Source organism: Nitrospira sp. (assembly GCA_030692565.1).
Taxonomy (GTDB): domain Bacteria; phylum Nitrospirota; class Nitrospiria; order Nitrospirales; family Nitrospiraceae; genus Nitrospira_D.
In genome coordinates, this window is the sequence record JAUYAO010000058.1 from 54,109 (window position 1) to 75,418 (window position 21,310).

The 21,310-nt window shown below is 58.2% G+C and carries 21 protein-coding genes; 6 read left to right on the forward strand and 15 right to left on the reverse strand.

From position 1 onward, the window contains the following. The first annotated feature begins 13 nt into the window (after positions 1–13). The 6 genes from mutS (at position 14) to Q8N04_16950 (ending at position 7,492) form a co-directional block, all read left to right on the forward strand. The gene (mutS, locus tag Q8N04_16925; protein MDP3092358.1) at positions 14–2,665 is read left to right on the forward strand and encodes a DNA mismatch repair protein MutS; all 2,652 of its coding nucleotides are present in this window, start codon (positions 14–16) and stop codon (positions 2,663–2,665) included. A 64-nt stretch (positions 2,666–2,729) separates the two neighbouring features. After that, positions 2,730–3,899, forward strand: coding sequence for a sensor histidine kinase (locus tag Q8N04_16930; GenBank protein ID MDP3092359.1), 1,170 nt, complete (start codon positions 2,730–2,732; stop codon positions 3,897–3,899). Next, positions 3,892–4,536, forward strand: a complete 645-nt coding sequence (locus Q8N04_16935; GenBank protein ID MDP3092360.1) for a response regulator transcription factor — start codon at positions 3,892–3,894, stop codon at positions 4,534–4,536. Before Q8N04_16930 ends, Q8N04_16935 begins: the two co-directional genes overlap by 8 nt. A 1,010-nt stretch (positions 4,537–5,546) precedes the next feature. Next, positions 5,547–6,077 carry an OmpA family protein gene (locus tag Q8N04_16940; protein MDP3092361.1) on the forward strand — a complete coding sequence of 177 codons (531 nt, stop codon included), beginning with the start codon at positions 5,547–5,549 and terminating at the stop codon, positions 6,075–6,077. 51 nt (positions 6,078–6,128) lie between these two features. After that, a complete protein-coding gene (locus tag Q8N04_16945) occupies positions 6,129–6,749 on the forward strand; it encodes a hypothetical protein (GenBank protein ID MDP3092362.1) in 621 nt (206 codons plus the stop codon). Positions 6,750–6,826: 77 nt separating this feature from the next. Further along, positions 6,827–7,492, forward strand: a complete 666-nt coding sequence (locus tag Q8N04_16950; GenBank protein MDP3092363.1) for an MCP four helix bundle domain-containing protein — start codon at positions 6,827–6,829, stop codon at positions 7,490–7,492. Positions 7,493–7,699: 207 nt separating this feature from the next. Here Q8N04_16950 and Q8N04_16955 read toward each other — a convergent pair whose 3' ends face one another. From Q8N04_16955 to Q8N04_17025, 15 genes are all read right to left on the reverse strand, one after another. After that, entirely contained in the window at positions 7,700–8,356 is a 657-nt protein-coding gene (locus Q8N04_16955) for a hypothetical protein (protein ID MDP3092364.1), read from the reverse strand. 50 nt (positions 8,357–8,406) lie between these two features. Then, positions 8,407–8,916, reverse strand: coding sequence for a hypothetical protein (locus Q8N04_16960; protein MDP3092365.1), 510 nt, complete (start codon positions 8,914–8,916; stop codon positions 8,407–8,409). Positions 8,917–9,255: 339 nt separating this feature from the next. Further along, positions 9,256–10,506: a pitrilysin family protein gene (locus Q8N04_16965; GenBank protein ID MDP3092366.1), complete on the reverse strand. Its 1,251-nt coding sequence runs from the start codon at positions 10,504–10,506 to the stop codon at positions 9,256–9,258. A 5-nt stretch (positions 10,507–10,511) separates the two neighbouring features. After that, positions 10,512–12,626 carry a polyribonucleotide nucleotidyltransferase gene (gene pnp / locus Q8N04_16970; GenBank protein ID MDP3092367.1) on the reverse strand — a complete coding sequence of 705 codons (2,115 nt, stop codon included), beginning with the start codon at positions 12,624–12,626 and terminating at the stop codon, positions 10,512–10,514. Between the two features lie 112 nt (positions 12,627–12,738). Then, entirely contained in the window at positions 12,739–13,008 is a 270-nt protein-coding gene (gene rpsO / locus Q8N04_16975) for a 30S ribosomal protein S15 (GenBank protein ID MDP3092368.1), read from the reverse strand. Between the two features lie 21 nt (positions 13,009–13,029). Beyond that, complete coding sequence (gene truB / locus Q8N04_16980) at positions 13,030–13,974, reverse strand: tRNA pseudouridine(55) synthase TruB (protein ID MDP3092369.1); 945 nt, start codon at positions 13,972–13,974, stop codon at positions 13,030–13,032. Next, positions 13,974–14,399 (reverse strand): 30S ribosome-binding factor RbfA, encoded by a 426-nt coding sequence (gene rbfA, locus Q8N04_16985; protein ID MDP3092370.1) that lies wholly within the window; start codon positions 14,397–14,399, stop codon positions 13,974–13,976. The genes truB and rbfA overlap by 1 nt, the downstream gene beginning before the upstream one ends. Positions 14,400–14,461: 62 nt before the next feature. Further along, positions 14,462–14,743 carry a DUF503 domain-containing protein gene (locus Q8N04_16990; GenBank protein ID MDP3092371.1) on the reverse strand — a complete coding sequence of 94 codons (282 nt, stop codon included), beginning with the start codon at positions 14,741–14,743 and terminating at the stop codon, positions 14,462–14,464. A gap of 34 nt (positions 14,744–14,777) precedes the next feature. Beyond that, positions 14,778–17,363 carry a translation initiation factor IF-2 gene (infB, locus tag Q8N04_16995; GenBank protein ID MDP3092372.1) on the reverse strand — a complete coding sequence of 862 codons (2,586 nt, stop codon included), beginning with the start codon at positions 17,361–17,363 and terminating at the stop codon, positions 14,778–14,780. 24 nt (positions 17,364–17,387) lie between these two features. After that, a complete protein-coding gene (nusA, locus tag Q8N04_17000; protein MDP3092373.1) occupies positions 17,388–18,539 on the reverse strand; it encodes a transcription termination factor NusA in 1,152 nt (383 codons plus the stop codon). 53 nt (positions 18,540–18,592) lie between these two features. Next, positions 18,593–19,084 carry a ribosome maturation factor RimP gene (gene rimP, locus Q8N04_17005; GenBank protein ID MDP3092374.1) on the reverse strand — a complete coding sequence of 164 codons (492 nt, stop codon included), beginning with the start codon at positions 19,082–19,084 and terminating at the stop codon, positions 18,593–18,595. A gap of 94 nt (positions 19,085–19,178) precedes the next feature. Continuing rightward, positions 19,179–20,039, reverse strand: a complete 861-nt coding sequence (dat, locus tag Q8N04_17010) for a D-amino-acid transaminase (GenBank protein ID MDP3092375.1) — start codon at positions 20,037–20,039, stop codon at positions 19,179–19,181. Then, positions 20,039–20,383, reverse strand: coding sequence for a protease inhibitor I42 family protein (locus tag Q8N04_17015; GenBank protein MDP3092376.1), 345 nt, complete (start codon positions 20,381–20,383; stop codon positions 20,039–20,041). Before Q8N04_17015 ends, dat begins: the two co-directional genes overlap by 1 nt. 47 nt (positions 20,384–20,430) lie before the next feature. Further along, positions 20,431–20,748, reverse strand: coding sequence for a Rieske 2Fe-2S domain-containing protein (locus tag Q8N04_17020; GenBank protein MDP3092377.1), 318 nt, complete (start codon positions 20,746–20,748; stop codon positions 20,431–20,433). 28 nt (positions 20,749–20,776) lie between these two features. Continuing rightward, positions 20,777–21,277, reverse strand: coding sequence for a DUF192 domain-containing protein (locus Q8N04_17025; protein ID MDP3092378.1), 501 nt, complete (start codon positions 21,275–21,277; stop codon positions 20,777–20,779). Positions 21,278–21,310: the final 33 nt, after the last annotated feature.

Here is a 21,310-nt window from a genome sequence, read left to right on the forward strand (position 1 = left end):
CGAGATCTCGCCGATGAGTGATCACGACGCCAGTCCGCTGATGCGGCAATACCGGGAGATCAAGCGCGGCTACGAACATGCGATCTTGTTTTTCCGGGTGGGTGATTTCTACGAAATGTTTTATCAGGATGCGCAGGAAGCTTCGCGCATTCTTTCCATCGCGCTGACCTCGCGCGACAAGAACAGCCCGAATCCCGTCCCGCTCTGCGGCGTCCCTTACCATGCCGCCACCGGCTATATCGCCAAGCTGCTGAAGGCCGGGCGGACGGTGGCGCTGTGCGAGCAGGTCGAGGACCCCAAGCTCGCTAAAGGGCTGGTACGCCGAGAAGTCGTCCGGCTGTACACGCCCGGCACGCTCGTCGAAACCGAGTTTCTTTCTCCGGTCGAATCGAATTTCCTCGCAGCCGTGGCCGTGAGCTCCACAGCCAAACCACAACCCGTTATCGGATTGGCGATGCTCGAAGTCTCCACCGGAGAGTTCTGGATTGCCGAATTTCAGGGGGATCAGGCTCAGACGCAAACGTTGGATGAACTGGCTCGCCTCGATCCCCGTGAAATTCTGTTTGCGCCAACAGCCGACCGCCGGGACAGGGCCTGGCTCGATCAGATGAAAGGCATACGCCTGTGCGAGCGCGACGCGTCGACGTTTGACGCTGAACGAGCCGCTCGCCTGCTGCAAGAGCAGTTTCACATTCATTCGCTGGAGGCCTTCGGTTGTCAGGGCCTGACGGCGGGAATCGGCGCGGCCGGAGCGGTCCTGAACTACTTCCGCGACACCCAGCCGAACGCGCCGCTGGATTACATCCGTCGCCCGCGTGTCCGCCGGATCTCGGACGCGATGCATTTGGACAGCGTCACCATTCGCAATCTCGAGCTGCTGAAACCGATGGGGGCCTTCGACGACGGTCACAGCGGGAAACCTGCCACGCTGCTCTCCGTGCTGGATCGAACCGTCACCGCCATGGGAAGCCGCCTGCTCCGCCAATGGTTAGTCCGGCCGCTGATTCACAGTGATGCCATCCAAGCCCGACTCGATGCCGTCGGAGAATTGAAAGACCGGATTGCGGCACGCGTGGCATTGCGCGCGGCGCTCAGAACCGTGCAGGATCTCTCACGCCTGAGTGGCCGCATCGTTCTCGGCGTGGCGGGCCCCCGGGAACTCCTGGCACTGAAGGACTCCCTCGCCGCCCTTCCGGAAATCGCAACGCAGCTGACTCCGCTCCTAAGCCCCCAGCTCGCCGAAGCCCGCGAAGCGTGGGACGACGGGCGGGATCTCGCCGAACTGATCGAACAGGCCCTTCAACCGGAAGCGCCGATGTCCCTTCGAGACGGAGGCGTGATCCGCGACGGATACCACGCTGACGTGGATGAACTGCGAAAAGCCAACACCGAAGGCAAACACTGGATTGCCGCATTGGAGGCGAAAGAGCGTGAGCGGACCGGCATCGACTCCCTGAAAGTCCGCTACAACCAGGTGTTCGGCTACTACATCGAAATCACCAAGGCCAATTTGGCCCGCGTGCCGGCGGACTTTATTCGCAAGCAAACGCTGGTCAACGCCGAGCGATTCATGACCCCCGAGTTGAAAGAACTTGAAGAACGTGTAACGGGCGCCGAAGTGAAACTGCTGGCGCTGGAGCAGGATCTATTCGCCCAGCTTCGCACGACCCTCGCCGGCCACGCCGACCGCCTGCAAGAGATGGCCGGAAAACTGGCCTTGATCGACGTGCTGGCCGGGCTGGCGGAAACCGCCGCCCTGAATCAATACGCCAAACCCGTCATCAACGAAGGCGGGCTGATCGACATTCGAGGCGGCCGCCATCCCGTCGTGGAACGGCTGACTGAAGAGATGGCATTCGTGCCGAACGACACATTCCTGAACCTGGACTCCCACCGCCTGCAGATCCTGACCGGGCCCAATATGGCCGGGAAAAGCACCTTCCTTCGCCAAGTCGCCTTGATCGTCCTGCTCGCCCAGATCGGCAGCTTCGTCCCGGCGACGGCCGCGACCATCGGCGTGGTCGATCGAATCTTCACCCGCGTGGGAGCCTCGGACAATCTGGCCAGCGGCCACAGCACCTTCATGGTGGAGATGGTTGAAACCGCCACGATTCTTCACAGCGCGACCGTGCGGAGCCTGATCCTGCTTGACGAAATCGGGCGGGGCACCAGCACCTACGACGGGCTCAGTATCGCCTGGGCCGTTGCAGAATATATCCACGATCGTAGGACGCTCGGAGCCCGCACGTTGTTCGCCACGCACTATCATGAGATGACCCAATTGGAACAACAGCGTGACGGGATCAAGAATTTCCGGGTGGCGGTGCAAGAGCGCGACGGCGATGTGGTCTTTCTCCGGAAGATTGTCGCCGGAGGAGCGGACCGGAGTTATGGCATCTACGTCGCCAAGCTGGCAGGCCTCCCGCAATCCGTCATCGCGCGGGCCCAGGATGTCCTTGTGCAGTTGGAGCGACCGGAGGCGGCCCAGATCGCGGAGTCAGCCCCCCACGCAGAACCAGCCGCCGCGCCGTTGCCTCAACCGCACCCCCTGGTCGAGGAAGTTCGGCAAATCGATTTATTCTCGATGACGCCTCTGGATGCCCTCAACTGCCTTGCGGATCTCCAGCGAAAAGCGACCCCCTCGACCAAGGATGCCGCATCCTGAGGGCCGCATCCCTCTTGATGCCGCTTCCTCAATAGTCGGATAATGGCCGCCTGCGAGGCGCTTCATGGCAGTCAATGCCAATCAACGACTCCTCTTGGTGATCATCGGTCTGGGGATCGCCCTGTTCTGTCTCGACCTCTACCTCCCGCTGGGAATAGGAAACGGCGTTCTCTACGGGGGACTCGTCATTCTGTCGTTCCTGCTACCGAACCGTACAGGGCCGGTGATCACCGCCTCCATATGTTCCGTGCTGACCATGGCCGACGTGATTCTGAGCCCCACGCTCGACGGAGTTCCCCTTTGGATGGGCGTCACGAACCGGCTCTTTAGTTTGACGGCCATCTGGCTACCGGTATTGTTCTTCCTTCATCAGCGCCGGGCAGAGGACACGTTGCAACGTGCCCATGATGACCTCGAAATACGCGTTCAACAACGCACCCAGGAACTGGCAACCGTCAACAATACCCTGGTTGAGGAAATCGCCGAGCGAGCAGAGACGGAACAATCGCTTCGGAACAGTGAAGCCGTGTTGCAGGCGAATCAGCGGGAACTTCGACAGAGCCGGGAGGATCTGCGCGCGTTAGCCGGACAACTCCTCACGGCGCAGGAAGAGGATCGCAGACGGATTTCCCGGGACCTCCACGACGATATCAATCAACGGCTCGCCATGCTCTCAATGGATTTGCGGCAGGCTGAGAAAGACGAGTCCTCCGACGCACACTCGCTCCGCTCGACGATTCGGCTGGTCTCCGACCGGCTGACCATTGTCTCTGATGACGTACGCCAGATGGCCTACCGGTTTCACCCCTCCATCCTCGACGATCTCGGGCTCGTGAAAGCCATTCGACGCCAGATCGATGATTTCTCCACCCGCACAGGAATCAAGATATCCTATGTCCATCGGGATCCTACGACGGGGCTCCCCGCAGAAATGGCGATCTGCCTCTATCGGATCGTACAGGAAAGTCTGAGCAACATCGTCCGCCACGCCCACGCCTCCCAGGTTGAAGTCGAGTTGATCTGCGAAGACGATCTCGTGTCTCTCTCTGTCCATGACAACGGCAAGGGATTCGACCAGGCGCAACTCTCGCAGACCCGAGCACACCTGGGGCTTCTCAGCATGAAAGAACGGGTTCGCCTGGCGAAGGGTCGATTCGGAATCGATTCTACGCCCTCCCAGGGCACCCATATCCATGTTGAGATTCCCCTGACTACAGGAGCACCCCGTGCATAAACCCCGCGTTCTGCTGGCCGACGACCACGCGCTCATCATTGAAGGCTTCAAACGTATTCTGGAAGGCCGGTACGACCTTGTCGGCACCGCCGCAGACGGTCGCGCACTGATCGAGTCGGCCAAAGCCCTTCAGCCGGACATCATTATACTCGACGTGTCGATGCCCCTCCTGAACGGCATTGATGCGGCTGCCCATCTTAAAAAAGTGTGCCCGATGGCCAAGCTGATCTTCGTCACGATGCATGCGGACACGGAATATGTTCGCTCTGCGTTTGAAGCCGGCGCCTCTGCCTATGTCCTGAAACGATCAGCGGTCGATGAGTTGGAGCAGGCGATCCGAGCGGTCCTTGCCGGGCACTCGTATATTACCCCGCTCATTACCAAGGACCTCCTGGCCGTCTTTCTCGCCACCCCATCCGAAAAGGCCAATGGCGCCGGCGGCCTCACTCTGCGGCAGAAGGAAGTTCTTCAACTTCTTACCGAAGGGCGCACCGCCAAAGACATCGCTAATGTGCTGAACATTTCACCGAGAACCGTTGAATTCCATAAGGGGCAAATCCTGGAACTCTTGCAGTTGGAGAATACGGCTGACTTGATCAAATATGCGCTGTCCCACGGAATTGTTACCCCCACCTAGGCCCATCAGAATCGACCGCTTCCTCGTAAAAATACATCCGGCACCTTCGGGAATTACGAGTTCCATCCCGCGATAATAGTCCGTATAGAGTGGCATGACTCAACGGCTTCTGTGGCCAGGCGGTGCAGATGGAGTTAGAGGACGAGTCCGAACAGACCATCACGCCGGGACGATGGATGAGCGACCCCGTTGTCTTACTGTGCGACACCTGTCATCGTGTGCAAGACGGTCTTTCAGAACAGGCCAGTGAAGAGAAATGGACAGACCAATCGCGCTTTTTTACCCTGCACAAGTTGAAGGCCTCCCAAGTCTGGTGGTGTCACACCATCTGCCGACGATGCAGCGCGACTACGATATGAGCATGCCCGATGATCGAGACGCCAGATCAGTCCCATGGGAACGACCGAATAATGGGCTGTAAGAAACGGCCTCTCTTGCAGCCCCCCACTTCGCTCGCGTGAACGACTGGTCCGGCCTCGCATCGTGTGAGCTGGCTAGAAGAGGAATGTGCCTCTGAGGCTACAACCGTCGAATTCACGAACAGACATGAACGTGATCTCGCACTGATAGAAAAGAAACGCTCACTATGTCGACTGACGGCATGATCTTTCTTGGGGGGAGCCTGGTGTTCGGGATTCTCCTGGTGTTGCTTATCCTACGCGTATACAAAGATCAACCGCGCGGAAAATGACGACGCTCTTCGCCGCTGAATCGCCACGCCCGAGAGTCAGCAGGAATTCTCCCAACATCTGTGAGGTTCTGGCCCTCGTCGCACCTTCACCGGTAGCGACACCCCTTCCCGTCTCGGCCTATGCAACGTTCATGATGATCGGCGGTGGAAGCCTCAACGGTATGCCACCCACTCTCAATCAGCCATGAGGTGACCAATGATCCGACGCCTGAGCCGAACTCTCTTGTATCTGGGGACCGTCCTATCTCTGAGTGGTCTCATCCTTGGCGGTGCTGGCTGCGCGAACAAGCAATTGTCCTCGAGCGCAGGAGACCAATCCATGACGACAAAAGGCCAAACTCCATCCGAGACTGTCCGACCGGATCGGATCGCCTCGATAGAGCCTCCTGCGGAGAACGGAGTATCCCGCACCCAAGAAACGCAAACCAACCAGATTCCCGCCCAGGCACCAGGAAGGACCGTCCCGTCAAACAGCGCAGCTTCGTTGCATGAGAACGGTTCCGTCATGACTCCGGACTCCACTGGAATCGGAGATATCTATTTCGATTTCGATCAGTACACCATTCGCACCGATGCGCAGCCCGTGCTCGAACGCAACGGCCATTGGATTCAGAACGCTTCCGGCAAGTCGCTATTGATCGAGGGGCATTGCGACGAGCGCGGGACTCTGGCCTACAATCTCGTGTTGGGAGAAAAGCGCGCCAAATCCGCCAAGCGATACTTGGAGAATCTCGGGATCCCGGCTTCCCGTCTTCACACCACCAGTTATGGTGAAGTTAAACCTGCTTGCAACGAACACAACGAAGGCTGCTGGAAATACAATAGGCGCGCGCATTTTGTCGTGCAATAAACTTTCTTCGGATACTTTGCCTGGGCCATCCATCGGGAGAAGGAGGCAATTGTGAATCGTCTATCCTGTCGGATTCTGTTGTGCATCGGGGTGCTTGTCCTGGGAGCCTGTGCCGGCAAGGGCGAGCGTATCGATATTGCGATTCCTGGAATCACTCCGGGCGGCGGAACCGCCTCGGCCACCCCGGGACCCAGGATTGCGGTACTCCCCTTCGAAGATCAGCGGCTCAATCAAGCCCATCTCGGAACACGATCGCACCTCTGGGGTGGAATCAGCTATTTTGATCTACCGAGCGGGAGCGCGGCCAAAGCCACGGCCCAAGCCCTCATCGACTATCTGAGCCGGCAGGGCTGGAAAGCGTTCATGGCACGTACGCAGGGAAGCGACGGCGCGGATATCACGATTGCAGGGACTATTCAGAGCCTGTCCGTGGATGCCAAGAGCGGATTCATGCATACGGATCTCACGGCAACGAACGCGCTGGCATTTCAGATCATAAACCACACCGATGAGAGCATCGTGCGAGAAAAGGTCTCCGGAACGGGAAGCGATCGGGTGTTTTGGTTCGATCAAGAGGATGCCCAGCATTTGACGACCGATCTTTTTGAAACCAATTTCAAAACATTTCTTGGAGATCTCAAGATCGAAGGCCGAACGATCAGACTCAAGTAGCGTGAACCGCCGTTGCGGATCCGCCGATCCGTTGTCCTACGATGGTGTTCTCTGCCTCAATCCGGTATTGTTCGGACATGAGAACTATCGTCATCAGTTTGCTCATCCTGTTGACCGGTCTCTGGGGCGGCTATTCTCTCAGCCGCGTGGATCAGGAACTCCGGGTCATCTATGCGGAGTACACCCTGGCCACGACCGATCTCGGCCACATCAATGCCAAACTGATTCGCTACCGCACGTCGATTCTGCGCGCGATCGAAGCCGATTCGCAAAAGGACTTTGAGAGTATTACTGCTCGTTTATCGGAACGACGTGCCCAGATCGAGCAACCCATCGAACGATTCATCAAAGCCGCCAATAGCGCGACCGTCAAGAGAAGCGGAATGGCCGATGAGCTGCGGGAACTCCAGGCGGTCAAAGCACGCCTCGCGGACTATATGGCTACCTCCGAGCAAACCATCGGTCTGATCCAACAGCGCTGGAAAACCACTTCACAGGAAGAAGCGCAACGCCTGCGCGATGCCGCGGAGGAAAACGCAGCGGAGCGGGCGGGGTCCAAATTTATCGCGGTGACGCTAGAGCTGGATCTGTTATTGGAAGTCGTTGCGAAGATCGCGGGTGAAGTCCGAGACGAGGCAGATCGTCAGCTACGCACGATGAGCGCGATTGTCGTCGGAATCAGCGTGCTGCTCGCTGGGCTTGTTCTCTTTGCAGGGAATGCCTCCCGCCATCAAAAAGGCTGATACGAAGCATCTCTCTTCTTCCGGAACGGCTTGTGAGAAGGCTTCATCGGGCAATTGCTCTTCCTGACTAACAGTTGCCAGGTCGTCGCAGTCTCTCAAGCTCCACACTTCCTCTCATACAATTCAGTATATATCCATCAGCGGGAAAATAAAAAAGCGGCCGCCCCGTGAGGAGCGACCGCCTTTTCTTACGAACGGGAAACTAAATCAGTGCCCGCCGCCCTGATTGTACTTGGCTTCCCAAGGGATCAAACCACCGAGAGTGCGTCCGCCTGGCACCATCACATCATACTGCTGAGTCGGCTCGCCCTTCGGGGCCACATTGAGCACCTGCTTAGCTGCTGAGCAACCAGCATCGGCTTCGTTCTTACCAGCGCACTCCTTTAGGCGAAGGCTGGAAATGCTCATGGTCTTCCCAGGAGCGCCGGCAATCTCTGGAAGCTTCTTGACGGACGAGATCACGCGATGGTTCTGCTCGGTCTCCGTGACGACAAACTCGACCAGGTCGGTCGTGCTGCCCGGAGGCACTTCCTTCGCCGCGGCCGGTCCGGAATGCGGACGGCCCATCTTCTTCAACTCTTCCCACGCACCCTTGTCTGCATAGAACTTGAGGTTCTTGCCCGGGTGAACTTTCTGCCAGAATAAGCCGCTCTCGGCGTTGCCGCCGAACACCGCGACATTGATCCAGACCGCCTCGTCGTAGGGATCCAGCACAATCACTCGGCCCTGCAATGTGGTGGGCTTGCTGAGATCGCCCCACTCAAACCGCTCTTGAAATGCTTCGATGGCCAGTGCGCTGGAAGCCATGCCGACTACCAGGGCAACAGCTGCCATCACGGCCCCGCCTTGCTTCTGAAGCTTCATAATCGAATCCTCCTTCAACAACATGAAAGAATAAAGCGTGATGAAATCGATTACTTGAGAACCTTGAATCCGGTAATGGTCCGGCCGTCCAAGGTGACTTCCATGGCCACGAGTTCCTGCGCAGCCTTGATGATCTGATCCATCAACGCCTTGTCCTTCACAGCCAAACGCACCGTCGTGGCGGCATGGTACCAGCCTGCGTAGGCGTTGTTCTTATCGGTGCCGCCGACAAAGCCCCAGCCGCAGCAGGTGACCAAAGGATCCGGAGGCTTGACGTCCATCATGGTTGACGAACGGCCGGCCGGAGTGCCTGAAGCAGGATCACCGGTGTTCCAATACTGAATACCGAACAGCAATTCGCTATCGGGATTGTCGGCCCACTGCGACCAGACACGACCCTGAAGCGTCTTGGCGGCATCGCCCTTCATGACCTTTCCACCGACCACGTCGGTGGCAGGACCACCTCCAGCTGGAGCATCGGCGGCCACGGCAAATCCGGCCGATAGCAAGCCAGCCACAGAGAACACTGCAACGGCGGCTAGTACTAAGACCCTCTTCATACCTAGTCCCTCCTTCATAAAAATAAAACCCACAACCTAATGAACGTTCACTTTGAAAGCGATGAATACGTCTGCTACCGAATGATCAGAGGCTACAAAGCTCAGGAGAAAGTGTTCGGCCACCCCCTTCCCTCTTTCTCTTTCGCGGTTGTTCCCCGTTTAAAATTTCTAGTTCACTAGACCGGCGCAATCGTACTGAAACGGTCAATTAGTGTCAAGAAAATGTTTGACCCTCTAATAAAATTTTAATCCACAGGTAAACATCATATACAACAACGCGTTATGCAGCATTCTCTTAATCATTTATTCTGTCCTAAATACAGCTCCATTAAAACCTTCTCATCTCGCGAGCTGGAGTTGGCGCGCAGACAGAGGCCCAAGACCGGTGATAGCCATCGATCTTTCGTCAAGAAGTTCCTGTGCGACTCGCTCCATCTGCTTGAATGTGACGGCATCGATGGCCCGCGTCATGTCATCGAGTGACGTGTGTTTGCCTTTGATCATCTCGTCCTTCGCCAGCTTATTCATCCGGCTATGCGAACTCTCCAAGCTGAGCATCAGGCTGCCCTTCATTTGATCCTTCGTTCGCTTCAACTCATCCCGCGTGATGCCGTTGGCAGCCATGCGACGAATCTCGCGGCGAATGACGTCGAGCACCCGCTCGACTTCTTTCTGGCGCGTTCCCGCATACACGGTGATGGTCCCGCCGTCTGAATAGCCGGAAAGAAAGGAGTAGATCGAATAGGCCAGTCCCCGCTTTTCTCTGACTTCCTGAAACAGGCGCGAACTCACACTCCCGCCCAGCACGCTATTCAACACATACGCGGCATACCGATCCGGATGGCCGGCAGATATGCCCTTCATGCCGATGCAGAGATGAACCTGCTCCAATTTCTTTTGCTGCATCACCACGCCGCCGAGAATCTCCGGCGCACGGCGCACATGCGGCTGCGGCGATGACGGACGACGACGGCCGAACTCGCGCGCAATGGTCCGCTCAAGCGCTCGCTGATCAAAACTTCCCGCCACCGCGACGACAATCTCCTGCGGCTGATATCGCGCATCGATGTAATCGAGAAGATCCTGCCGCCGCAACGCCCCGATCGTCGCTGCCCGCCCAAGAATCGGACGGCCCAACGGATGACGGCCCATGACCTGGCCGGTGTGGAGCTCCTGGACAAGATCTTCCGGATCATCCTGCACCATGCGGATCTCTTCCAACACCACCTGTTTTTCTTTTTCGATATCCTTCGGAGCGAATTTAGAGCGGTGCAAGAGATCGGAGAGCAGGTCGAGGGCCTTCGGCAGATGCTGGTCGAGCACTTTCACATAAAACGTGGTGGTCTCGCGCGTAGTAAAGGCATTCATCTCGCCGCCCAGCGCATCGATCTCGCGCGAGATGTCGGTGGCCGACCGGCTGGTCGTCCCCTTGAAAAACATGTGTTCGATGAAGTGGGAATATCCGGCTTGTGCCGGCTGCTCGTCACGCGATCCGGCGTTGACCCAAATGCCGACGGTGACCGACTTGAGAGTGGGGATCCGCTCGCTGACCAAGCGGACCCCGTTCTCCAGAATGAGTTTGCGATACACGAGGATTACTCGGCCGCTGGTTCCTGTGAGCCTCCTGCCGGAGCCGGCATGGTCTCTTTCCGGCTCAAGCGGATCTTGCCCTGGCGATCGATCTCCAGGACTTTCACCATGATCTGATCGCCCTCTGCAACTTCGTCGGATACGGCCTTCACGCGATGGTGCGCCAATTGAGAAATGTGCACGAGACCATCGGTGCCCGGCAATACTTCGACGAATGCGCCGAAATCCATAATCTTCCTGACGGTCCCCATATAGATCTTGCCGATCTCGACTTCTTCGGTCAGCCGGTTGATCATATCCTTCGCCTTCTGCAACGACGCCTCGTCGGCGGACGCGATAGTGACGATACCGGTATCTTCGATATTGATCTTGACGCCGCAATCGGCCTGGATCGCGCGGATGGTTTTCCCGCCCTGGCCGATGATGTCCCGAATCTTATCCTGCTTGACCTTGACCGTATAGATACGCGGAGCAAACGGCGAGAGGTTCGCACGATGCGTCGTCAACGCCGAGGCCATCCGCTCAAGGATATGGATGCGTCCGGTACGGGCCTGCTCCAGCGCCTGCTGCATCAACGCCATCGTGATCCCGCCGATCTTGATGTCCATCTGCAAGGCCGTCACGCCATTCTTCGTTCCGCAGACTTTGAAATCCATATCGCCCAAATGATCTTCGAGGCCGAGGATATCGGAGAGGATGATGACTCCGTCCCCTTCCTTAATCAGACCCATCGCAATACCCGCCACCGGTTCCTTAATTGGAATGCCGGCATCCAGCATCGCCAGGGTGCCGCCGCAGACGGTCGCCATCGACGAGGATCCGTTGGACTCCAGAATTTCGGACACGATACGGAGCGTGTAGGGAAACACGTCTTTCCCGGGAATGACCGGCTTCAACGCCCGCTCTGCCAGCGCGCCGTGACCGACCTCGCGCCGACCCGGCGTGCGAAGGGGCCGCGCCTCGCCGACACTGAAGGGCGGGAAATTGTAATGCAGCATGAAGGTGCGGGTGTACTCGCCTTCCAGCGCATCGATGCGCTGCTCGTCGTCCGTTGTCCCCAGCGTCACGACCGCAAGACTCTGCGTCTCGCCGCGCGTGAAAATGGCGGACCCGTGCGCCCGGGGCAAAGCCCCGACTTCGCAGGTGATCGGCCGGATATCCGCCGGGCCGCGCCCGTCGGCGCGTGAACGCTTTTCGAGAATCATGTTTCGAACTTCGGTGTATTCCAACCCGTGGAAGACGATCTTGATGTGGCGCTCGGTGGTGGGCACCTCGGGATTCTTGAGCTTCTCGACGGCCTCGGCCATCACTTGATCCAACCGCTCCTGACGCGCGGCCTTGTTCGGGATCATGATTGCTTCGCGAATCGGCTGCGCGACCATCGCCTTCACTTTGGCAGCCAGCGTCGGATCGATCGCTTCAACTTTCACTTCGCGCTTCTTGCTCCCGACCAGCTTGGCCAGTTCGGAAATCTTCGCGACGATCTTCTTGATCTCGGCATGGGCCAAGGCCAGGGCTTCCAGCATGATGGCCTCGGGCAATTCATTGGCGCCCGCTTCGACCATCATGATGGCATCGGCCGTCCCGGCTACCACCAAATGGAGATCGCTGATTTCCAAGGTCTCCAGGTCGGGATTCACGACAAACTGGCCCTTCACCCGGCCGATCTTCACACCGGCCACGGGTCCTGCGAACGGGATATTCGAAATCGATAAGGCCGCGGAGGCCGCGGTAATGCCGACCACATCCGTCGCGCCTGTTTTGTCTGCGGACAAGACCGACGCGATGACCTGGGTTTCGAAGTAGTAGCCTTCAGGGAAGAGCGGTCGCAAAGGACGATCGATCAAGCGGCTGGTCAGGACTTCCTTTTCCGCCGGACGTCCCTCGCGCTTGAAATATCCTCCCGGGATCTTTCCAGCGGCGTAGGCTTTTTCAATGTAATCGACCGTGAGGGGCAGAAAATCGATACCGGGCTTGGCGTTCTGTGACGCCACCGCGGTGGCCAATATTACGGTGTCTCCGTAGGTGGCCCAAATCGAGCCGTCGGCCTGCTTGGCCACTCGACCGGTTTCAAGCCGCAAGGTGCGGCCTGCAATCTCTAATTCAACAACGTGTACCATCTATGGTTTCCTCCAGGTTGGGTCCCACAGATGCCCACAGAGATACGCTCGCACGCGAGCGTATCTCCGTGTTCACCTGTGCGACAGCGGCTTGCGTCCGTCTCTCTTCCGACTACTTGCGAATACCGAGTCGTTCGATGACTGCGCGATACCGCGCTTCATCGACGCCACGCAGATAGTCGAGCAACCGGCGCCGCCGTCCGACCAGCTGCAAGAGACCACGCCGTGAATGGTGATCCTTCTTGTGCAGCTTGAAATGCTCGGTCAAATAGGTAATCCGGTTGGTCAGCACCGCAATCTGAACTTCGGGGGATCCCGAATCCGTATCGTGCTGGCGATACTGCTTGATCAACTCCGTCTTTGCTTCCTTCAACAAGGCCATGACTCGTACTCCTCCTGCCTTTTAATTGAGTGATTCACTGTCCACTAACACTTTGTCAATTCTGACCGACCCTTTACCTTGCCCGTCATACGCACCGATTGCCAACAACCGTCCCTGCTCATCCTTCAGGCGGATGGGCGACGAGGTGGGCGACAGATCGTGCGGCAATCCGATTGGCGCCCCGTGCAGCACGCGTGCGGCTTGCTCCATCGTCACCGTCGCAAGGGGCAGCTGCGCCAACACCTGATCCAGCGTCAATAAGATCGATTCAACCGAGCCAATCGTCACATGAGCGGCAATCTGGTCGACCGTCAGCCCCTGCTCGATCGTCAGCGACCCGACGCGCGTGCGCTCAAGCGACAGCAGATGTCCGCCGACGCCCAATGCCTGCCCCATATCGGCGCACAACGTCCGGATATAGGTTCCCTTCGAGCAGACGACTCGCAATGCAATGTCGCGTCCGTCGACGGCCGTCACTTCGAGCTCGTGAATGACGATGTCCCGTTCTGCTCGCTCAACGGTTTCTCCGGCGCGGGCCGACTTATATAACGGTCGCCCGGCCACCTTCACCGCCGAATACATCGGAGGCATTTGCTTTTGTGGCCCGCGAAATCGAGCGACCACGCCGTCAAGAATTCCGGCACTCACACCCGCCGTCTCCACCCGCTGAAGCACGGTCCCGGTCGCATCCTGCGTATCCGTCGTTTCACCCAACCGCAGGACCGCACGATACTCCTTGTCCCAACCCACCAGATATTCCGCCACCCGCGTCGCTTTCCCGATCAGCAGCGGCAACACACCCGTCGCCGCGGGATCCAGCGTGCCGGCATGCCCGACCTTAGCCCCACCCAACAGGCCCCGTACTTTCGCCACCACATCATGGGAGGTCCAGCCCGCCTCTTTGTTCACGATGAGCACGCCATCGCCCACACGAGTCTTTTGCCGCCCTTCCGTCACCAACGCCATCACTTCGTTCTCATCGGGGGAATGATCAACTCCGCTGGACCGGACGTGCCATCGGACGTGTCTTGGGCCGTCTCATGCGGCTGCAATTCATCGAGCAATTTCATGACTCGGTCACCGCGCGGGCCCGTCTCATCTCGCTTAAAGACGATTTCAGGCAAATACCGCAATGCCAATCGCCGACCCAGCTCGGCACGAACGAAGCCGCTGGCCTTCGATAATCCGGCAAACACATCGCGCTCAGCCTGCTCCTTCTCCATCGTCGTGACGAAGATGTAGGCGATCCGTAGATCCGCCGTCAGTTCGACGTCTGTCACCGTGACCGACCGCACGCGCGGATCCTTGATCTTGCGCATTAAGATGTCCGCCACCTCCATGCGAATCTGGTCGGCCACTCGGTCTGATCGCTTATAGGTCGTCTTGGACATCGCCCACCTGTCGCACGCTCGCTCTTCCTGCCTACTTCTTCCCGATCTCACACGCATGCGTGTTACAAGAGCTCCCGATGCACACGAACAACTTCAATGGTTGGCATACTCTTGATGACGTTGAGCGCCTGCTCGAGGACCTGTTCGACGTGGCTCCCGTCATTCGCCACACAGGCCATCCCGAGCACCGCTTTTTGCCAGAGGTCTTGCCCGTCCACTTCGGCAACAGAGAGGTTGAACTTGCCGCGCAGGCGATCCTTCACGCTATGCAAGACCTGCCGCTTATCCTTGAGCGACTGACTCTCCGGAATCCACAACTCGACGGTGCAGACTCCCACGACCATCCCAGCCACACATCACACCTACCGGCGCTGCGACTTAGAGCTTCCCCGCGATCTTATCGATCGTATAGGCCTCGATCACATCGCCAGCCTTGATGTCGTTAAAGTTCTCGATGCTGATACCGCACTCGTATCCCTGCTGCACTTCGCGCACGTCATCCTTGAACCGGCGCAACGAGCCGAGGCGGCCCTCGAACACCACCACGTTGTCTCGAATGAGCCTGACTCCCACCGCCGCTCGAGAGATCGTGCCCTCGACCACGTAGGAACCGGCCACGACGCCGGCCTTGGGAATCGTGAAAACCTGGCGCACTTCGGCCCGGCCCAACGACCGCTCCTTAAGCGTGGGGTCCAGCAACCCTTCCATCGCGGCCTTAATGTCGGACAAAGCTTCATAAATAATCGTATACAACCGAACGTCGACCCCTTGCTGCTCGGCCAGGGACGCGGCTTTCGGTTCAGGACGAACATTGAACCCGATAATAATCGCGCGCGAGGCGGCAGCCAGGAGCACATCGGACTCCGTGACTCCCCCGACGCCGTTGTGAATGACCCGGATCCTCACCGCAGGAGTTGGAAGCTTTTCAACCGCCGCGGCCAGCGCTTCAGATGAGCCCTGCACGTCCGCCTTAATGACGATGGCGAGCTCCTTGGCTGACCCTTCCTTAATTCTGGCAAAGAGATCGTCGAGCGAAACCTTCGTCTGACCCGCGAGATCCGCCGTGCGCTGCTTCTGCGCCCGCTCATCGGCAATTTCTCGCGCCACTCGCTCGTCGGAGACCACTTGGAAGACATCTCCGGCGGAAGGCACTCCCGGCAACCCGATCACCTCGACCGGAATCGACGGCGTCGCCTGCTGCGTCTTGACACCCTGGTCATTGAGCAAGGCCCGGACGCGACCGCTGAACGTTCCGACCACAAACACATCGCCCACTTTGAGCGTACCGCTCTGAACCAGGACCGTTGCAACAGGGCCACGGCCCCGCTCCAACTTGGCTTCCACGACCGTCCCCTTGGCCTGACGGTGCGGATCGGCCTTCAACTCCAACACTTCCGACTGAAGCAAAATCATTTCGAGTAAGGTGTCGAGACCGGTCTTCTGCTTGGCTGAGACCTCCACCATAATGGTGTCGCCGCCCCAGGCTTCGGAAATCAGCCCGTGCTCGGACAGCGCATTGCGCACCCGATCGGGGTTGGCCTCAGGCTTGTCGATTTTATTCATCGCCACAATCAGTGGCACCCCTGCCGCCTTCGCATGGTTGATCGCTTCGATGGTTTGCGGCATCACGCCATCGTCGGCAGCCACCACGAGAATGACGATGTCCGTCACCTTGGCTCCACGCGACCGCATGGCGGTAAAGGCTTCGTGGCCCGGCGTATCCAGGAATGTGACCTGCTTCCCATGAACCGAGACGGTATAGGCCCCGATGTGCTGCGTAATCCCGCCTGCCTCGCCCTCGGCCACCTTCGTTTGCCTGATCGCATCCAGGAGCGATGTTTTTCCGTGGTCGACGTGGCCCATGATGGTGACGACCGGAGGCCTGGGCTCAAGGCGCTCATCGCCCTCTCCCGCTTGCACCACGGCCTCCAGGAGTTCATCGCCGGCCTTCTCAACGGAGATTTCTATCTTGACGCCGGCTTCTTCGGCAATCATCGAGGCCACATCCATGTTCATCGGCTGATTGAAAGTGAGCATCTGCCCCATCTCCATCAACTTTCGAACGATGTCAGCCGGACGTTGCCCGATCAACTCGGCAAACTCTTTCACCGTCGTCCCCACCGTCACCTTGACGCTCTTTCTACGCGGCTTGGTAATTTCTGAAGGCGCACTGTGATGCAGATGCCGGGACCGATCATCGCGGCGCTGCACAGTCGGAATGGCACGAAGATCCTGCCACCGGGCTGCATCTTCACGATGCTTCACATCCGGCTCTTCTTTGGGCCGACCGGTTTTTTTGGCTTTTTTGAGCTTTTCCTTGAGCCCTTCCGCTTCAATCGCTTCGAGCGCCAAGCTCTTCTTCTTCGCTGCGAGCGCTTCCGGCGTCAGTACGATTCCAGGCGCCGCTCCCGGCGTAACAGCCGCGGACTTTACAACAACCTTCTCCACCGGAGGAGGCGGAGGTTGCGCGAGGATCGTTCCGATTTCCGGCAACTCCGGCAGGACCACAGGGGGAGGAGGAGGGGGCGGTTCACTCACCGCCGGGTGCGCAGCGGACGTTGCTGCGACGGCTGACGTCTCGATCTCACTCGGCGGGGGAGCCACCGGACTGCTGGCTTCAATCGGCTCATCTTCCTTCTTGCGCTTGATGAGGATGCGCCGCTTGTCCGTCTTTGCCGGCTCCTCCACAATCGCCGCCTTGGAGGCAGACGCCTTGGCGCCATGCCCGCTTTCGTGCTTTACCTCAGTGTCGCGTGTTTTTCCGACCACATCGTCGCCTGACGCCTTCCCACTCGCCTTCACGGCCCCTTTGGCTTTCGGGCTGAGTTTGTCCAGAGCTTTTTGCACCGTGTCGTCATCGAGCGCACTGCTGTGAGAGGCGACAGGCACACCCATCTTCTTGAGTTCAGGGATGAGATCTTTGTTCTCGATCCCCAGCTTCTTCGCTAATTCATAGACGCGCATTGCAGACACTGGTTGAACTCGATTCTAGTTCGATTCGTTTTCTTCGGCCCTGGCGGCTTGCCGGGCTTCTTCCTGCAATCGCTGCGCTTCGGCCTCGTCGGCCATCGCAGCTTTGATTTCCTTGTCGCGCTCCACTTTTTCTTTTTCGTATTCCGTCGCGCTGATGATATCGATCTTCCATCCGGTCAAACGAGCCGCCAACCGCACATTCTGCCCGTTCTTCCCGATCGCCAGCGACAGCTGCGAATCGGCGACCACGACCAACGCCGACTTCTTCTCGTCGTCGATGCCGACTTTTTCGATCGTAGCCGGATTCAGCGCCTCCGCAATAAACACGCGAGGATCCTGCGTCCAGGTGATGATATCGATCTTCTCACCTCGTAACTCGCGGACCACCGCCTGCACGCGCGATCCCTTGATGCCGACACAGGCGCCGACCGGATCGACCGCTTTCTCACGCGAGGTCACCGCAATCTTGGTGCGATCGCCCGGCTCTCTGACGATCGACTTGATCTCCACGATCTTTTCCATGACTTCCGGCACTTCCAGCTCAAACAGCTTCGAGACGAATTGGGGATGGCTCCGCGTCAGAATGACCTGCACGTCTTTCGGCGTCCGGCGGACTTCCAACAACATCGCCTTGACCCGGTCGCCGCGCCGATACGTCTCGCGCGGAATCTGCTCCTGAATCGGAAGGACGGCTTCCGTCTTGCCGAGATCTACCAGATAATTCCGGCGTTCCATGCCCAAGATAATGCCGTTGACGAGGTCGCCCTGCCTGGTCGAATATTCTTTCTGAACCGCTTCCCACTCGGCTTCACGCACCTTTTGGAAGATGACCTGTTTCGCCGTCTGTGCCGCGATACGGCCGAGCTCGTCCATTTCGATGAGCGAGCCGATTTCGTCTCCCACTTCCGCTTCGCTATCAAGTTGGCGCGCTTCCTGAAGGGAGATTTCCGCCTTCGGGTTGCTCACGTGATCGACAATCGTCTTCTTCGAGACCACGGAGATCTCGCCGGTCTTGGAGTCGATCTCGACTTGGATATTCTCCGCCTGCCCGAAGCGCTTCTTGGCAGCGGTTTGGAGGGCCGACTCGATGGCCCCGATGACACGGGACTTTTCGATGCCCTTTTGGCGTCCAATCTCATCGATGACTGCGATTAATTCTCGGTTCATAAATTTAGGCTCCTGCTCGATCGTGCGGGACTGTGACCACTCCTGACCATCGGCTAAATCTCAATCACTAACCGGGCCTCCGCGACAGAGTGGCGATCCAGCTTCACTGTGTCCGTCGTAGCGGCCTTCGACGCGATCGCTAAAACGACCGAGTCCTCATCCGCCTCCACTAGCTCTCCGATAATACGCCATTGGCCGTCAAGCGGCTGCTTCAGCTTGACGCTCACCCGCTTCCCGACCGCACGCTGATAGTCTTGGAGCCGCTTGAACGGGCGGTCAAGCCCGGGTGATGACACTTCCAGCGTGTAGGTATGTGGAAATGGATCGGCAACATCCAGCGCGGGACCTACCGCCAAATGGGCCCGCTCACAATCTGAAACGGTCACACCACCTGGTTTGTCGATCAGCACTCGGACAACGGATCGGGAACCTTGCCCGACGCACACCACGTCCACTAATTCCAACCCTAGTGTCCAGAGAATCGGAGAAAGAATGTCCTGAATCCGATCAATGGAAGACCGGGATCCATGCTCCGGAATGCTCAATGCGGTATCCTCTGACACTGCCGTACATCTGCCCAAACAAAAAAGTGGGCCTGAGCCCACTTCCAGCGACGGCACCTTAACATGGCCCCCCCCCTCAACGCAAGGGGGACGACCCCGTCAATGCCGCCCAGCGGGAAGCCAGAGCCTCGACAACCGGACCGGGTCGACCGGCCCCGATCACCCGCCCATCCACCTGAACCACCGCAAGGACTTCCACGGTCGTCCCGGTCAGAAACACTTCATCCGCGGTATAGAGCGACTCGACCGGCAGAAACTCTTCACGCACCGGGAACCCCGCCGCCCTCGCCAGGCTCAAGACCACCGTGCGGGTTACTCCCGATAGAATTCGCGGGCCTTCCGGAGCGGTCACCACGGTTCCCGATTGAACCGCCATCACATTGCTCACCGACCCTTCCGTGACCAGGCCATCTTTCACCAGGATCGCCTCAAACACACCGGCCCTCTTCGCCTCTTCTCGTGCCAACACATTCGCCAACAAATTCACGCTCTTGATGTCGCAACGCCCCCAGCGCAAGTCCTCACAGGTCTTAGCAATGACGCCGGCCTCCCTAGTCTTCGCCGGAAACGGCGCCAACTCTCGAATCGTCATCACCACCGTCGGAGCCACGTTGGACGGAAACGCGTGGTCTCTCGCAGCAACCCCGCGGGTGATCTGGAGATAAACCTTCGCCTCTGCATATCCAGCCGCCCGAATGCCCTGCTGAATCCACTCGGTCCACTGGGCTCTCGTATAGGGCTGAATCAGGCTCAGTTCACGCGCACTGCGGTCAAGCCGATTGAGATGCGCATCCAGTTCAAAGGGACGGCCGCGATAGGTCCTGCTGACTTCGTACACACCATCGCCGAACTGAAACCCACGATCTTCGATCGATACGGTAGCCTCATGCCAGGGAAGGAATCGCCCGTTGATAAATGCAATATCCGGCACGGCCATCAACCTTTCCCGGTTGGCGCAACCTGAATCAGGAATATCCGACGATCTTCCGCGGTGAATTTCCACCCCATGCGCTTTTCGAATACTAATTCATGGGTTCCGGGCAGCATCCCCTGAAACTCGAACGTGCGTTGACCATTCTCGACTGCGTTATTACTGGCGACTCGGAGAAATTGATCATCCACAAGGGTCAACGCCTTGGTGTTGTAGCTCGGAACCCATTGCTCGCCACGGGTACGGTCTTCCCACAGATGAATGGTAAACGCTCGCCCAAGGACGGCCTCGATCGCCCGACTCCCTTGGCCTTCCGAGGAGCCCGAGATATTCTGCCCGGCACTATTCATAACTGCCCACCAGCTCCATAGACCACAATCTCCCCCTCGACCCAGCACTACGCCTTTCGACGGGGACCCACAAAAATATCGGCATCCTCGACACGCACCTCATAACTCCCGATGCAATAGCCGCCGCCGTCGGTTCCCTGCCCGCTCCGAATGTCGAAAGCCAGATCGTGCCAGGGACAGGCCACCACATACCCTTTCAATCGACCTTCGTTCAACGGCCCGCCTTCATGCGGACACAAATTGTGAATCGCATAGAACTTCCCGTCGATGTTGAACAGGGCAATGGCCTTGTCATTGACCTTCACCACTTTCGATTGCCCGGGGGCCACTTCGTTCAGTCCGGCAACCCGTTGGAACCCCTCCATACCCGTCTCCTCGATTTCCCTCACACCACTACATGCGCAGGAAATACTTCAGCTCGTCCCCGTTTGCAACACCAACCCGCTGGATAAATCCAGCCTCGGTTTCCAGCACATAGCGCGCCGCCACCGGTGGAGGGCCGAAGAACGGACAGGGATCTTTCTCGCAGGGGCTCGCGCGCTCGACTGTATGCACTACATGATGGCTTTCATCGACCCAAATCATATCCACCGGGAATCGAAATTCCTTGGTCCGGACCCGATGGAGCCCATTAGACTCAAAGATATAAAGCATCCCCGTGTTGGGCGGCAACTGATCACGAAACGCGAGCCCGAACAGCAGCTTTTCTGGCGTCTCTGCAACTTCCGCTTCGATCGTTTCGCCATGAGGGAAGGTCACCACAATGATGTCGGTGTCCTTCTGCGGCACCAGAAACATGGACACGCTCATTAAGAGGATCGCCAGCAGGATCATCATGATGATCCGCTTTTTTTTCTGTTCCCGATCGCTCCCTTGAGTCTGCGTCAAACCCATAACATTCGCCTTCGGTGTCAATAAAGATTAGCG

Coding starts and splice junctions, on each gene's coding strand:
- mutS (MDP3092358.1), top strand. CDS start 14: ATGAGTGATCACGACGCCAGTCCGCTGATGCGGCAATACCGGGAGATC.
- Q8N04_16930 (MDP3092359.1), top strand. CDS start 2,730: ATGGCAGTCAATGCCAATCAACGACTCCTCTTGGTGATCATCGGTCTG.
- Q8N04_16940 (MDP3092361.1), top strand. CDS start 5,547: ATGACGACAAAAGGCCAAACTCCATCCGAGACTGTCCGACCGGATCGG.
- Q8N04_16950 (MDP3092363.1), top strand. CDS start 6,827: ATGAGAACTATCGTCATCAGTTTGCTCATCCTGTTGACCGGTCTCTGG.
- Q8N04_16955 (MDP3092364.1), bottom strand. CDS start 8,356: ATGAAGCTTCAGAAGCAAGGCGGGGCCGTGATGGCAGCTGTTGCCCTG.
- Q8N04_16960 (MDP3092365.1), bottom strand. CDS start 8,916: ATGAAGAGGGTCTTAGTACTAGCCGCCGTTGCAGTGTTCTCTGTGGCT.
- pnp (MDP3092367.1), bottom strand. CDS start 12,626: ATGGTACACGTTGTTGAATTAGAGATTGCAGGCCGCACCTTGCGGCTT.
- rpsO (MDP3092368.1), bottom strand. CDS start 13,008: ATGGCCTTGTTGAAGGAAGCAAAGACGGAGTTGATCAAGCAGTATCGC.
- truB (MDP3092369.1), bottom strand. CDS start 13,974: ATGGCGTTGGTGACGGAAGGGCGGCAAAAGACTCGTGTGGGCGATGGC.
- rbfA (MDP3092370.1), bottom strand. CDS start 14,399: ATGTCCAAGACGACCTATAAGCGATCAGACCGAGTGGCCGACCAGATT.
- Q8N04_16990 (MDP3092371.1), bottom strand. CDS start 14,743: ATGGTCGTGGGAGTCTGCACCGTCGAGTTGTGGATTCCGGAGAGTCAG.
- infB (MDP3092372.1), bottom strand. CDS start 17,363: ATGCGCGTCTATGAATTAGCGAAGAAGCTGGGGATCGAGAACAAAGAT.
- nusA (MDP3092373.1), bottom strand. CDS start 18,539: ATGAACCGAGAATTAATCGCAGTCATCGATGAGATTGGACGCCAAAAG.
- dat (MDP3092375.1), bottom strand. CDS start 20,039: ATGGCCGTGCCGGATATTGCATTTATCAACGGGCGATTCCTTCCCTGG.
- Q8N04_17015 (MDP3092376.1), bottom strand. CDS start 20,383: ATGAATAGTGCCGGGCAGAATATCTCGGGCTCCTCGGAAGGCCAAGGG.
- Q8N04_17020 (MDP3092377.1), bottom strand. CDS start 20,748: ATGGAGGGGTTCCAACGGGTTGCCGGACTGAACGAAGTGGCCCCCGGG.
- Q8N04_17025 (MDP3092378.1), bottom strand. CDS start 21,277: ATGGGTTTGACGCAGACTCAAGGGAGCGATCGGGAACAGAAAAAAAAG.